Annotated in this window: 9 protein-coding genes; 6 read left to right on the forward strand and 3 right to left on the reverse strand. The window is 73.5% G+C overall.

Annotation, left to right across the window (positions count from 1 at the left end):
• From OUY22_RS31700 to OUY22_RS31710, 3 genes are all read left to right on the forward strand, one after another.
• On the forward strand, window positions 1–836 hold an 836-nt coding region (locus OUY22_RS31700; protein WP_270158928.1), incomplete at its 5' end, for a DNA-3-methyladenine glycosylase family protein.
• Window positions 837–908: 72 nt separating this feature from the next.
• Complete coding sequence (locus OUY22_RS31705) at window positions 909–3,443, forward strand: bifunctional FO biosynthesis protein CofGH (RefSeq protein WP_408638232.1); 2,535 nt, start codon at window positions 909–911, stop codon at window positions 3,441–3,443.
• 150 nt (window positions 3,444–3,593) lie between these two features.
• The gene (locus OUY22_RS31710; protein ID WP_270158930.1) at window positions 3,594–5,348 is read left to right on the forward strand and encodes a substrate-binding and VWA domain-containing protein; all 1,755 of its coding nucleotides are present in this window, start codon (window positions 3,594–3,596) and stop codon (window positions 5,346–5,348) included.
• 61 nt (window positions 5,349–5,409) lie between these two features.
• On the opposite strand, the gene OUY22_RS31715 is transcribed toward OUY22_RS31710, so the two are convergent.
• The 3 genes from OUY22_RS31715 to cofD form a co-directional block, all read right to left on the reverse strand.
• Window positions 5,410–6,153, reverse strand: coding sequence for a lytic polysaccharide monooxygenase (locus OUY22_RS31715; protein WP_270158931.1), 744 nt, complete (start codon window positions 6,151–6,153; stop codon window positions 5,410–5,412).
• Window positions 6,154–6,259: 106 nt separating this feature from the next.
• Window positions 6,260–7,552 (reverse strand): coenzyme F420-0:L-glutamate ligase, encoded by a 1,293-nt coding sequence (locus OUY22_RS31720; RefSeq protein WP_270158932.1) that lies wholly within the window; start codon window positions 7,550–7,552, stop codon window positions 6,260–6,262.
• Window positions 7,549–8,487: a 2-phospho-L-lactate transferase gene (gene cofD / locus OUY22_RS31725; RefSeq protein ID WP_270158933.1), complete on the reverse strand. Its 939-nt coding sequence runs from the start codon at window positions 8,485–8,487 to the stop codon at window positions 7,549–7,551. Before cofD ends, OUY22_RS31720 begins: the two co-directional genes overlap by 4 nt.
• 159 nt (window positions 8,488–8,646) lie before the next feature.
• On the opposite strand from cofD, the gene OUY22_RS31730 reads away from it, so the two are divergent.
• The 3 genes from OUY22_RS31730 to OUY22_RS31740 all read left to right on the forward strand — a co-directional run.
• Window positions 8,647–10,887, forward strand: a complete 2,241-nt coding sequence (locus tag OUY22_RS31730) for a hypothetical protein (protein ID WP_270158934.1) — start codon at window positions 8,647–8,649, stop codon at window positions 10,885–10,887.
• Between the two features lie 321 nt (window positions 10,888–11,208).
• Entirely contained in the window at window positions 11,209–11,469 is a 261-nt protein-coding gene (locus OUY22_RS31735; protein ID WP_049564653.1) for a WhiB family transcriptional regulator, read from the forward strand.
• A gap of 113 nt (window positions 11,470–11,582) precedes the next feature.
• A partial coding sequence (locus OUY22_RS31740; protein WP_270158935.1) for a glycosyltransferase family 2 protein occupies window positions 11,583–13,521 on the forward strand: 1,939 nt, incomplete at its 3' end.

The following is a 13,521-nucleotide window of genomic DNA, read 5'->3' on the forward strand; positions in this document are numbered from 1 at the left end:
ACCGCCGGGGCGGCGGCGACCCGGCCTGGCGGCGGACGCCCGACGGCGCGATCTGGCGCACCTGCCGCACCCCCGCCGGGCCCGCGACGCTGCGGGTGTCGGTGACGGGCGGGCGGGTGCGCGGCCAGGCCTGGGGGCCGGGAGCCGGGTGGATGCTCGACGGCCTGCCGGCGCTCCTCGGCGCCGAGGACGACTTCTCCGGGTTCGAGGTCAGGCACGAGATCCTGCGCGAGGCGGTGCGCCGGCACGCCGGGCTGCGGATCGGCAGGACGGGCCGGGTGATGGAGGCCCTGGTGCCGGCGGTGCTGGAGCAGAAGGTCGTCGGCCAGGAGGCCTGGCGGGCGTGGCGCTGGCTGCTGCACCGCTACGGGGAGCCCGCTCCCGGGCCGGCCCCCGAGGGCATGCGGGTGGTGCCGGAGCCGTCGGCGTGGCGGGAGATCCCGGTCTGGCACTGGCACCGCTCGGGCGCGGAGACGGTGCGCGCCAGGACGATCGCCACCGCCGCCTGGCACGCCGCCAAGCTGGAGGCGGCCGCCACCAGCGAGGAGCTCGACCGGCTGCTGCGGGCGCTGCCGGGCGTCGGGGTGTGGACGTCGGCCGAGGTGCGCCAGCGGGTCTTCGGCGACCCCGACGCGATCAGCGTCGGCGACTACCACCTGGCCAAGATCGTGGGGTACGCGCTGACCGGCGAGAAGACCGACGACCCGGGCATGCTGCGCCTGCTGGAGCCGTACCGGGGCCATCGCCACCGGGCCGGCCTGTTCATCACGCTCACCGGCCGGCGGCTGCCCGCCCGCGGCCCCCGGATGGCGCCCCGGGACTACCGCGCCTTTTAGCCGCCCCTGAGTGCGATGCGGGAACCCAGGCCGACGTAGTGTGCCGCTATGACCGTTGTCAGTGATTCGGCCATGCGCCGCGCCCTCGCCCGCGCCCGTGACGGCAAGGCGCTCGACCGCACCGAGGCGACCGTGCTGCTGCACGCGCGCGGCGAGCACCTCGACACCCTGCTGGGGCACGCCTCCCGGGTGCGGGACGCGGGACTGGAGGCCGTCGGCCGCGCCGGGATCATCACCTACAGCCGGAAGGTGTTCATCCCGCTGACCAGGTTGTGCCGGGACCGCTGCGGCTACTGCACGTTCGCCACCGCCCCGCACAAGCTGCCGTCGCCGTTCCTTTCTCCCGACGAGGTGCTGGAGATCGCCAGGCAGGGCGCCGCGCTGGGCTGCAAGGAGGCGCTGTTCACGCTGGGCGACCGGCCCGAGGACCGCTGGCACCAGGCCCGCGAGTGGCTGGACGCGCACGGCTACGACGACACGCTGTCGTACGTGCGCGCGATGGCGATCAGGGTGCTGGAGGAGACCGGGCTGCTGCCGCACCTCAACCCGGGCGTGCTGGGCTGGCGTGACCTGCAGCGGCTCAAGCCGGTGGCGCCGTCCATGGGCATGATGCTGGAGACCACCTCGCGCCGCCTGTTCGAGGAGAAGGGGCAGCCCCACTACGGGTCGCCGGACAAGGACCCGGCGGTGCGGCTGCGGGTGCTGGAGGACGCGGGGCGCAGCAACGTGCCGTTCACCACCGGCATCCTCATCGGCCTCGGGGAGACGGTCGAGGACCGGGCCGAGTCGATCTTCGCGATCCGGCGGGTGGCCCGCGAGTACGGCGGCATCCAGGAAGTGATCGTGCAGAACTTCCGCGCCAAGCCGGACACGGCGATGCGCGGCCTGCCGGACGCCGACCTGGAGGAGCTGGCCGCCACCATCGCCGTGACCCGGCTCGTGCTCGGGCCGAAGGCGCGCGTGCAGGCGCCGCCGAACCTGGTCGACGCCGAGTACGCGCTCATGATCAGGGCCGGGATCGACGACTGGGGCGGCGTGTCGCCGCTGACCCCGGACCACGTGAACCCGGAGCGGCCGTGGCCGCAGATCGACGAGCTGGCGGCCCGTACCGCCGAGTCGGGGTTCCGGCTCAGGGAGAGGCTGACGATCTACCCCGAGTACGTCCAGGCGGGCGAGCCGTGGCTGGACCCGCGGCTGACGGCGCACGTCGCCGCGCTGGTGGAGCCGGAGACCGGGCTGGCCAGGGAGGGCGCCCTCCCCGAAGGGCTGCCCTGGCAGGAGCCCGACGGCGGCTTCGCCCCGGGCGGGCGGGTGGACCTGCACGTCGAGGTGGACACCACGGGCCGCACCCACGACCGGCGGGACGACTTCGACCACGTGTACGGCGACTGGGAGGCCCTGCGCGACCGCCTCCCCGCCGCGACCGGGGGCGCCGGGACGCCCGCGGAGATCAGGAAGGCGCTGAGCAGGGCCGCGAGCGACCCCGCGGGGCTCACCGACGACGAGGCGGTGGCGCTGCTGTCCGCCGACGGCCGGGCGCTGGAGGAACTGGCCGGGATCGCCGACGACCTGCGCCGCGAGGCGGCCGGCGACGACGTGACGTACGTGGTCAACAGGAACATCAACTTCACCAACGTCTGCTACACCGGCTGCCGGTTCTGCGCCTTCGCCCAGCGCCGGACGGACGCCGACGCGTACACGCTCAGCCTGGAGCAGGTGGCCGACCGGGCGGAGGAGGCGTGGCAGGCGGGCGCCACCGAGGTGTGCATGCAGGGCGGCATCCACCCGGACCTGCCCGGGACCGCGTACTTCGACATCGCCAGGGCGGTCAAGGCGCGCACGCCCGGCATGCACGTGCACGCGTTCTCGCCGATGGAGGTCATCAACGGCGCCAGCCGGGCGAACCTGTCCATCGAGGAGTGGCTGCGCGGGGCCCGCGAGGCCGGGGTCGACTCGCTGCCGGGGACGGCCGCCGAGATCCTCGACGACGACGTGCGCTGGGTGCTCACCAAGGGCAAGCTGCCCGCCGCCGAGTGGATCGAGGTCGTCACCACCGCCCACCGGGTGGGCCTGCCGACCACGGCCACGATGATGTACGGGCACGTGGACAACCACCTGCACTGGGTGCGGCACATCAAGCTGATCAGGCGGCTGCAGGAGGAGACCGGCGGCTTCTCCGAGTTCGTGCTGCTGCCGTTCGTGCACACCAGCGCGCCCATCTATCTGGCGGGCGTGGCCAGGCCGGGGCCCACCGCGCGGGAGAACCGCGCCGTACACGCGCTGGCCAGGATCCTGCTGCACGGCGCGATCCGCAACATCCAGTGCTCCTGGGTCAAGCTCCAGGACGACCTGTGCCGCCAGGTGCTCCAAGGCGGCGTGAACGACCTGGGAGGCACCCTCATGGAGGAGACGATCAGCCGGATGGCCGGCTCGGAGAACGGCTCGTACAAGACCATCAGCGAGCTGCGGGCCATGGCGGAGGTCACCGGGCGGCCGGTCCGTCAGCGCACCACCGAGTACGGCACGCCAACGGAGGAGCGGCTGGCGGCCTCGGCCGCCAGTGACGGCGTGTGCCAGAGCGTGCGCAGGGTGCTGCCGCTCGCCTAGATATGCCGCCCGCTTCGATATGGCGCCCGCTTAGATATGCCGCTCGCTTAGATATGCCGCTCGCCTGGATATAACGAGTTCTAGTTAGACTTGCGTCCGCACCGGGAGGCGCTGGGAGAATCGGCAACCCCCTTCGGAGAGAGGTTCACCGTGCGTTTGGGCCGACATCGCGCCGCGCTGTCTCCCCAGCAGAGACGGGCCAGGGCGCTGCGGCGCGGAATGCTGGCCGGCACGACCGTCGTGGCCGTGGTCGCGGCGGCGGTCGTCGTGGTGTTCGGCGGCGGTGCGGCCCTGTGCGCCACGCGAGAGCCGGTTCTGGTCAGCGTGGCGGCCGCGGTGGACGTGGCGCCGGCCGTCATGGAGGCGGCCGGGCGGTTCAACGAGACCAAGGCCACCGCCGGCGGCCGGTGCGTGCTCGTCCAGGTCACGGAGCAGCCGCCGGCCACGGTGTTACGCACGCTCATCGGCGACCGGGTGGGCGTGCTGCGCGATCGGCCCGACGGGTGGGTGGCCGACTCGTCGGCCTGGATCCGGCTGGCGCGCAACCAGGGCGCCGGCGCGCTGCCGGGCGGCGAGACGGTGGTGGCCACCTCCCCGCTGGTGTTCGCCACCCGCTCGTCCCTGGCCGAGCGGTTCGCGGTCGGCAAGACGGAGATGAACTGGCGGATGGTGTTCCCGGCCACCGTCCGCGGCCGGCTCGCGCCCACGGAGAACGAGCCGGACGTCGTCCGGGTGCCCGACCCGTCGCTGGCGGGCGCCGGCATCGCCACCGTCGCCGCCGCCCGCGACGTGGTCGGCACGGGGCCCGACGCGGACAAGGCGCTGACCGCGTTCGTCCGGTGGGCGCAGGCCGGTTCCGCGCCCGACTACCGCAGCATGCTGGCCGCGGTGGACGACCGCACCTTCTGGGAGCGGCCGGTCGTGATCGTGCCCGAGCAGTCGGTGTGGACGCACAACCGCGCCCCGTCGGACGACCCGGTGGTGGCGCTGCACCCACGCGAGGGCACGATCGAGCTCGACTACCCGTACGTGGTCACCGCCACCGACCCCGACGTGGCCGAGGCGTCCGAGGCGTTCGCCGGCTGGCTGGGCGGCGCGGAGGGCCAGGAGATCGTGCGCCGGGCCGGGTTCCGGTCGGGGGACGGCACGCAGGGGCCGATCTCACCCGGCCCGGAGCTCCCGAGCACGACGCCCAGGGTGCGGCCGTCGGTGTCGCCGGAGGACATCGACGAGGCGCTGCGGGCCTGGAGCAGGCTCGCCCCGCCGACGAACATCCTCGTGCTGACCGACACCTCCAAGCACATGGCGCAGAAGCTGAAGGGCGGCGCCACCACCAAGGCCGGCGTCGCGCTGGAGGCGGCCAGGATCGGGCTCCAGCTCTTCCCCGAGTCCACGCGCATGGGGCTGTGGGAGTTCGCGCACCGCGTCGGCGGCCTCCAGGACTACCGCGAGCGGGTCGGCCTGGGGCCGATCAACGAGCCGGAGTCGGGCCAGGTGGTCCGGCGCGGCGAGCTGAACCGGCTCACCGCCACCATGCGGGCCCACCCGGAACGGGACAGCTCGCTGTACGACTCGATCCTGCGCGGCTTCCGCAAGGTCGGCGCCGAGTACCGCGAGGAGATGAACAACTCGCTCCTGGTGATCACGGCGGGGAAGGACGACGGCCGCGGCATCAAGATGCCGGCCCTGGTGGAGCGGCTGCGCGACGAATGGGACCCGGACCGGCCGGTGCAGATCATCGTCATCGCCTTCGGCGACGGCGTGGACCGCGAAGGGCTGACGGCCATCACCGAGGCCACCAACGGCTCGCTGCACGTGGCCCAGCAGCCGGAGGAGATCATCGACGTGTTCCTGGCGGCCCTGGCCCGCCGCCTGTGCCGCCCCACCTGCAAGCAGGGGGCGTGAGGCCGGGCGCGTGAGGCCCGGTGCGTGAGGAGGGGGCGCCCGGTGGGGCGCCCCCTGCGGGTCAGAGGCGCTGCCAGAGAGCGGGCACGTTCGGCGGCTCCCAGCCGGTGAGCGCCGTGTGGGCCTGGATGCAGCGGTAGGTGGCGCCGCCGTAGGTCACGGTGGAGCCGACCGCGTAGGCCGTGCCGGCCTTCCAGGTGCCGCCCGGGTTCGAGGCGGGGGTGACCGTCGGGGTCGGGGTCGGGGTCGGGGTGCGGGTGGGCGTGGGGGTCGGGGTGGGGCTCGGGTTGCCGCCGCCGCCGATCTGCAGGTCGATGCAGGCGTAGAAGGCCATGGGGGTGTCGGCGACGTTCCAGATGGCCAGCACCTTCTGCCTGCCGCTGTAGCCCGACAGGTTCACGGTGTGGTTGACCTGGGCGGCGGGCTGCCGACCGCCGTCGTTGAACACGGCGACGCGGTTGGCGCCGATGTAGTACTCCCAGGTGCTGGTGGCGTGGCGGGCGGTGAGCGTCCAGGTGAAGTTGACGGTGCTGCCGACCGAGGTCGCGGGCCAGGGCTTGGACTCGTCGCTGAGCTGGGCGAACCTGCCGACCCCGCCGTGGCAGTTGCGCTGGCCCTTGGTGCCTTCCACGCTCTGCGGCTCGTAGACGATGTCGCCGCAGCCGGAGACCCGGCCCTGGGCGCAGTGCGCCTGCCGGCTGGGCGGCGAGTTGACGTACCCGTGGGCCAGGGCGGGGCTGGCGGAGACGACCGTGGTGACGGCGGCGGTCGCCGCCACCGACAGGACCGTGAGCAACCTTCGCATCGAGGGCTCCTTTACCTTGGGGGTTGGCCCAAATGTAAAGGAAAGTTTCCTAACAGTGAACTGGTTCGTGACTTTTCCTGAGAAGGTCCGGTCAACAGGGCGCCGGCTACCGGGTCAGGATGAAGTCCGCGGCCTCCCGCGGCGGCCGGTCGCGCGGGGGAGCAGCGGCGTGGCCGACCGCGACGCACCCCATCGGATCCCACGCCTCCGGCAGCTCCAGCACCTCCCGCACCACCGGACGGCAGAACATGGTCGACGACACCCATGCCGAGCCCAGCCCCTCGACGGCGAGCTGGACCAGGAAGTTCTGCACCCCCGCGCCCGTAGCCACCACGAACATCTCCCGCTCAGCCGCGTTGCGCCGCTCGTCGCGGTACGTGTGCGAGCCCTCCATGACCAGGCACGGCACCACCAGGTAGGGGGCGTCGCGCAGCACGTCGCCGCGCCTGACCCGCTTGGCGATCGACTCCTCGGTGAACCCGTCGCCGCGCAGGTCGGCGATCCACGCCTCGCGCATGGCGTCGAGCAGCCGCACCCGGGTCGCGGCGGACTCCACCAGCACGAACCGCCACGGCGTCGTGTGGTGCGGGGCCGGCGCCGCGATGCCCGCCGCCACGGCCCGCCGCACCGCCTGCGGATCGACCGGCCGGTCGGCGAACTCCCTGATGGTCCGGCGGGCGAACACCACGTCGCGCGACCCGTACCGGAACAGGTCCTCGTCGGCGGGCCGCAGCAGCGGCCGGACCCCGGGGCCGTCGTCCTCGGTCACCAGGTGGGACAGCCCGCGCACGATCGCCACCGGGACCCCGTCGAGCTTGCCCTTGACCAGCTCGGCGGCGGCGGCGATCTCGTCGGCCAGGGCCGTCACGGTGGCGCTGAGCGGGTTGCCGTGGGTGTCGGCGCCGCCCCTGAAGTCGGCCAGCGGGACCACCCCGGCCGCGCCGATGGCCACGTCCGTCAGCCCGTGACGCCATGGCCGGCCGAAGGTGTCGGAGACGATGACGCCGACGCGGCGGCCCAGCCCGGCCCTGATCCGCCGCGCCGAGGCGTCGGGGTCCTCGGGGAGCAGCAGGACGGTGCCGGGGGCGGTGTTGGACGCGTCGACCCCGGCGGCGGCCATGACGAAGCCGTGGCGGGTCTGCGTGATCACGGTGTCGCCGCGCCGGGCGACCACCCGTTCGGTCTCGTCCTCGATGGCCTTGGCCCGGTCGGGAGCCTCGCGGACGCGGCCCTCGGCCTTGCTCACGATCTTGGACGTGACCACGACGATGTCGCCGTCGCGCACGTCCGCGCCGGCCAGCAGGGCGGCCAGGTCGTCGCCGGGGCGCACCTCGCCGAGACCCGGCACGCCGAACACCTCCAGGCGCTCGGCGGCGGTGTGGGTGGGGTCAGCGGTCATCGGGAGAGCTCCTGCGCGAGGTCGAGGGCGGCGCGGGCGATGGCGGCCGCCGCGTCCTGGTCGGTCATGAGCAGGGGCCGGGCCGCCACCCGGACGCCCTCCAGGGCCACCCCCGCGTCCTCAGGCGCCACCAGCCAGCCGTCGAGCAGGCCGGCGCCGTACAGCTCCAGCACCGCCTGGGCGCTGGTCTCCACCCCGATCGCGGTCAGGCAGGCGTCGGCCATGCCGCGCACCGGGGCGCCGCCGATGATGGGGGAGACGCCCACCACGGTCTTCGCCGTCAGCGCCTCGCGGATGCCGGGAACCTGGAGGATCGTCCCGATGCTGACCACGGGGTTGGACGGCGGCAGGATCACCACGTCCGCGTCGGCGATCGCCTCCAGGACGCCCGGCGCGGGCTTGGCCGCGTCGACGCCGACCAGCGCGAACGACTCCGCCGGGACCGAGGCCCGCAACCGCACCCACCATTCCTGGAAGTGCACGGCGCGCCTGCCGTTCTCGTCGGAGATGATGACGTGCGTCTCGCACCGGTCGTCGGTCATCGGCAGGAGGCGGACCCCCGGCTGCCAGCGGGCGCAGAGCGCCTGGGTGATCTGGGAGAGCGGGTAGCCGGCCTCCAGCATCTGGGAGCGGACGATGTGGGTGGCGAAGTCGCGGTCGCCCAGGCCGAACCACTGCGGTTCGACCCCGTACGCGGCCAGTTCCTCCTTGACCGCGTGGGTCTCGCCGGCCCGCCCCCAGCCCTGTTCCTCGTCGATGCCGCCGCCCAGGGTGTACATGACGGTGTCGAGGTCGGGGCAGACCCGCAGGCCGAACAGCGTGATGTCGTCACCGGTGTTGCCGATCACGGTGATCTGGTCGTCGGGGGCGGTGGCGCGCAGCCCGCGCAGGAACCGGGCGCCGCCGATGCCGCCCGCCAGGGACACGATGTGCATGCGGCCAGTCTTCCATCGTGCCGTTTCCGCCCTGCTCCGGTGCCCCGCATGCCGGTGGCCGGGGCGCGTATTGAGACCAACGCGGGACCTGTGATCGGAGCGGGTTCTGTGACGATATGGCAAACTCCCTTCGGGCTAAAGGGTCTGATAGGGGTAATTGTGAACAAACTTGACGTAACCCGGCTGAGAGAGCCGGCCGCCTGGATCATGCTGGCGGCCGGCGGTCTCGACATCCTGCTCACGCTGGGGCGGATCCTGATCGGCTCGGGCGACGGCTCGATCACCGAGCGCGCGGCCGCGTACGTCGGCGGCCTGACAAGCCCTGTCGTGACCGCGCTGCTGCTCGGGGCGGTGCTCCTGCTCACCAAGGTCGGCCCGCCCTCGCCCAAGGCGAAGATCGTGACGTACGCGTCGGCGGCCTTCCTGGCGCTGGCCACCCTGTTCGGGGCGCTGTCGCTGCTGCTCGGCCTGTTCGCGGACCTGGGCGCGCGCTCCACGGTGGAGTTCGTGCTCGGCGGCGCGCCCACCCTGGCGCTGACCGCCATCGCCCTGGTCTATCTGCTGCCCCAGGTGCTGCCCCAGCGCCGGCCCGCCGCCCAGGGCTACCCGCAGGGCTTCCCGCCCCAGCAGGGATACGGCCAGCAGGGGTACGGTCAGCCTCCCCAGCCGGGCCACGGCCCGCAGCCCGGCTTCGGGCAGCCCGCCCCCGGGTACGCGCCGCAGCCCCCGTCCCAGGCTCAGCCCGGTTACTCCTCCCAGCCCCCGTCGCAGGAGTACGCCCCGCAGCCGCCGTCCCAGGGCGTCCCCGGGTACGCGCAGCAGGGGCAGGACGCCTACCCGCCGCAGCCCGCCTCCCAGCAGCCCATCGCCGCGCTCCCGGCCGCCCCGGTGGACCGCGAGCAGGGCCAGGAGCAGCAGGCCTACGACCAGGGCTTCCCCCAGCAGCCCCCGGCCCAGGACCCCTACGCGCCGCCCGCCGCCCAGGACCCGGCGGCCCCGCCCGCCCAGGAGCAGTACGCCCCCGCCCAGGGCGGCTACGCGGCCCCCACCCCGGCCCAGGACCCGTACACGCCCGCGCAGGACCCGTACGCCCAGCCCGCGCAGGGTTCGTACGCCCCGCCCGTTCAGGACCCGTACGCCCCGCCCGTTCAGGACCCGTACGCCCAGCCCGCGCAGAGCTCGTACGCGCCGCCCGCTCAGGGCTCGTACGCGCCGCCCGCTCAGGGCTCGTACGCGCCGACTTCGCCAGGGCAGGAGCAGTACGCGCCGTCCGGTCAGGCTCAGGACCCGTACGCGCAGGAACCCGCGCAGGCGCAGTACGCCCCGCCGGCGCAGGACCCCTACGCGCCGCCTCCTCAGGAGCAGTACGCGCCGTCCGGTCAGGCCCAGGACCCGTACGCGCAGCAGCCCGCCCAGGCGCAGTACGCGCCGCCCGCCCAGGACCCGTACGCCGCCCAGCAGCCCGCCTACCACTCCGGTGACACCTCACCGGACGCGGGGTTCAAGCCGCAGGAGTACGAGCCCGCCCCGTACGTCCCCGCCGACAGCCAGCCGAACGTCCACGGCGCGTCCAACCCCTACGCCCCGGCCGACAGTCAGCCGAACGTCCAGGCCGCGTCGAACCCGTACGCCCCGGCCGACAGCCGGCCGGACGTCTTCGCCCAGCCCAGCCCGTACGCCCCGGCGGACAGTCAGCCGAACGTGCACGCCGCGTCGAACCCGTACGCCCCGGCCGACAGCCGGCCGGACGTCTTCGCCCAGCCCCAGTCCTACGCCTCCGGCGACAGCCGGCCCGACGTGTACGGCTCGTACGGGCAGCAGCCGGACAGCCAGGCCCAGGCGGGCGCGGGCGGCGGGTTCGGCCAGTCCTACTCCTCGAGTGAGACCGCGCCCAGCGTCTCCTACCCCCAGACCGAGCAGGCCGGGCAGCAGCCGTACTACGACCAGGCGCCGGCGTTCGACCAGCAGTCCCAGGGCGGTCAGCCGTTCACCGGGTACTCCGGCCGCGAGTACGGCGCGGCCCAGGAGCCCGACGCGCCGGTGGACCCGCGCTCGCAGCAGCTGCTCGACGCCTACCAGCAGGCCGAGACGTACCAGTCGGGCATCGGCACCCAGCCTGACCTGCGGGTGCCGGACTACTCCAGCCGGCCCAGGCCGTACGAGGACCCGCTCGGCCACCCGCAGCAGCCCCAGCCCCAGCCCCAGCACGGTCAGCACCAGGCCCCCCAGCAGAACCCGTACGAGCCCCCGACCTATCAGCCCACCCACCAGGCGCCCAGCGGCGGCTGGAGCGGTGAGCAGCCGCCGGACTCGACGGTCAGGCTCGACCCGAACAGCTACCGGGGGGACGACCCCATCGACCCGACGGCCATCTACACGCCGAACGAGCCGCGCAAGTAAGGGGTCCGCAAAGTACTGCTTAAGAAGAGGTGGCTGAAGGGCGGAGCTCTATCCCGCCCTGATACGGTTCCGACCGCTGGCAGCGTTGAACACCCCCGCCCACGCCGTACGGCAGAACGGCGTGAACCGGGCGTGAACCGCACACGCGACGCTGGACCGGGGCGAGACCAGGTCTTTCCCCGGATACCGGCATGCCGCTTGACGTCGCGTAGGGCACACGCGTGTAATTACAACCATGTTGTTACGCCTTCCTGTGGGTGGGTAATAAGGAAGGCGTTCCATGGGGGGCTCCATTGCGGGCGGGCGGCAGGGAGGTGTGCAGTGACCGATCTGGTCATCGCACAGGATCAGCTTGACGCTGAAGAGCTGGGCTGGCAGGAGCGCGCCCTGTGCGCGCAGACTGATCCAGAGGCGTTCTTCCCGGAAAAGGGCGGCTCCACCAGAGAAGCCAAGAAGGTGTGCCGGTCGTGCGAGGTGCGTGCCGAGTGCTTGGAATACGCGCTCGAACACGACGAACGCTTCGGCATCTGGGGTGGGCTGTCCGAACGGGAGCGCAGAAGGATCAAGCGCCAGGCCGTTTAGTGATATATGGGTGAAGGGGTCATGCGGGGTTCCCGTGTGACCCCTTTTTCACGTGGGTGACCCGGTTCGACCGGTAGGGTGAGCGCGCCTGATCATCCGCCCCTTGGAGCCCGATGACTCGTCCCTACGTCACCGTGGTCGTCGTCTCGCACGACGGAGCGCGCTGGCTCGGGGAGACCCTGCGCGGCCTGCTCGGGCAGAGCCGGCGCCCGGACCGCGTGATCGGCGTCGACAACGGCAGCCGCGACGGCTCGGCCGAGCTGCTCACCCAGGCGCTCGGCCCCGGCAACGTCCGCGCGCTGCCCCGTTCCGCCTCCTTCGGCGAGGCCGTGGCGGACGCGCTCAGCGCCGCGCCCGCCACCGGCGACAACGAGTGGATCTGGCTGCTGCACGACGACTGCGCCCCCGACCGGCGCGCGCTGGAAGCGCTGCTGCACGCCGCCGACCAGGACCGCAAGGCCACCGTGCTGGGCCCCAAACTGCGCGACTGGCTCGACCGCCGGCGGCTGCTGGAGATCGGCGTGACCGTCGGGCTCACCGGGCGCAGGGACACCGGGCTGGAGCCGCACGAGTTCGACCAGGGGCAGCACGACGGCACCCGCGAGGCGCTGTCGGTGTCCACCGCCGGGATGCTGATCCGCCGCGACGTGTGGGAGGCGGCCGGCGGCCTCGACCCGTTCTTCCCGCTCTTCCGCGACGACCTCGACCTGTGCTGGCGGGTGCGCAACGCCGGCCACCGGGTGCTCGTCGTCACGGACGCCGTCGCCTGGCACGCCGAGGCGGCGGCCCGCAGGCGGCGGCGCATCACCGTCAGCGGCGACCACCCGCGCCGCCTCGACCGGCGCAACGCGATCTTCGTCATCATGGCGAACCTGCCGTTCCGCATCATGCTGTGGGCCCTGGCCAGGAACCTGGTCGGCTCGCTCGTCCGTACGCTGCTGTTCCTGGTGGGCAAGCAGCCCGCCAACGCGCTGGACGAACTGGTCGCGCTCGGGTCGATCCTGGTCCACCCGCTGCGGCTGCTGCGCGCCCGGCGGGCCCGGCGGGCGGGGCGCAAGAAGGGGTTCGCGCGGGTCAGGCCGCTGCTCACCCCCCGAGGCGCGGGGCTGCGGCGGCTGGTCGACATGGGGCGCGGCTTCCTGAACGGCGACCGGCCGGTCGAGTCCGCGGGCCGGCACCACCACGCCGCTCCCGCCGACGGCACCCAGGACCAGGAGGAACTCCCCGAGGACCGCGGCGCCGTCAAACGCTTCCTCGGCCGGCCTGGAGTGCTGCTGGTGCTGGCGCTCACCCTGGTCACGCTGGTGGCCGAGCGGTCGCTGCTGGGCGGCGGCCGGCTCGGCGGCGGCGCGCTCGTCCCGGTGACCGGGGACGCGGCGGACCTCTGGGCGTTCTACACCGACGGCTCCTCGGGGTGGGCGCCGCCTTACGTGGCGGTGGTGGCGGGGCTGTCCACGCTCGCGTTCGGGCAGACGTGGGCGGTGGTGTCGGTGCTCCTGCTCGGTACGGTGCCGCTGGCGGGCGCCTCGGCCTACCTGGCCACCCGCCGCCTGCCGGCCTTCACCCGCGTCGCCCCGCAGGCTCCCGACCCGGGTCGGGTTTCCTCCTCGGGTTCCGCCTCGGACTCGGGGAGCGCCTCAGCGTCGGGTCCTTCTCCGGTCGCCGGGCGGGCCACGGTCTCCGACCTCTCCACGGCCGGGAACCTCTTCTCCACCGCCGGCCTCTTCTCGGACGCGGCCCCGTCCTCTCGCTCCGGCGAGGCGACGGGCCCCGCCGAGACGCCAGGCTCCGCCCGTACTTCGGACTCCAGCGAGACGCCGGGTTCCGGCGGGACCTCAGGCACCGGCGGGACCTGGTCCAGTCGGGCCGGCGGGATGCGGGCCCGTGGCGGGAAACGCCGCCGTACCGGACGGCACGGGCGCGATGCCAACGGCCCCGCGGAAGCCGAATCCGGGGTCACACCGAACTCCAAGACCCACGCGGCCGGGGCTGAGGGGTTCGGGGGCGATGACGCGGGGGGTGACGGGTCCGGGGTGGCCGGGGTGGCGGTGC

Source organism: Nonomuraea corallina (assembly GCF_027620315.1).
In the GTDB taxonomy this organism is placed as follows: Bacteria; Actinomycetota; Actinomycetes; order Streptosporangiales; family Streptosporangiaceae; genus Nonomuraea; species Nonomuraea corallina.

What these genes read in the sequence shown, in the direction of transcription:
- OUY22_RS31705 (WP_408638232.1), top strand. Translation starts at nt 909, where the DNA reads ATGCGCCGCGCCCTCGCCCGCGCCCGTGACGGCAAGGCGCTCGACCGC.
- OUY22_RS31720 (WP_270158932.1), bottom strand. Translation starts at nt 7,552, where the DNA reads ATGACCGCTGACCCCACCCACACCGCCGCCGAGCGCCTGGAGGTGTTC.
- cofD (WP_270158933.1), bottom strand. Translation starts at nt 8,487, where the DNA reads ATGCACATCGTGTCCCTGGCGGGCGGCATCGGCGGCGCCCGGTTCCTG.
- OUY22_RS31715 (WP_270158931.1), bottom strand. Translation starts at nt 6,153, where the DNA reads ATGCGAAGGTTGCTCACGGTCCTGTCGGTGGCGGCGACCGCCGCCGTC.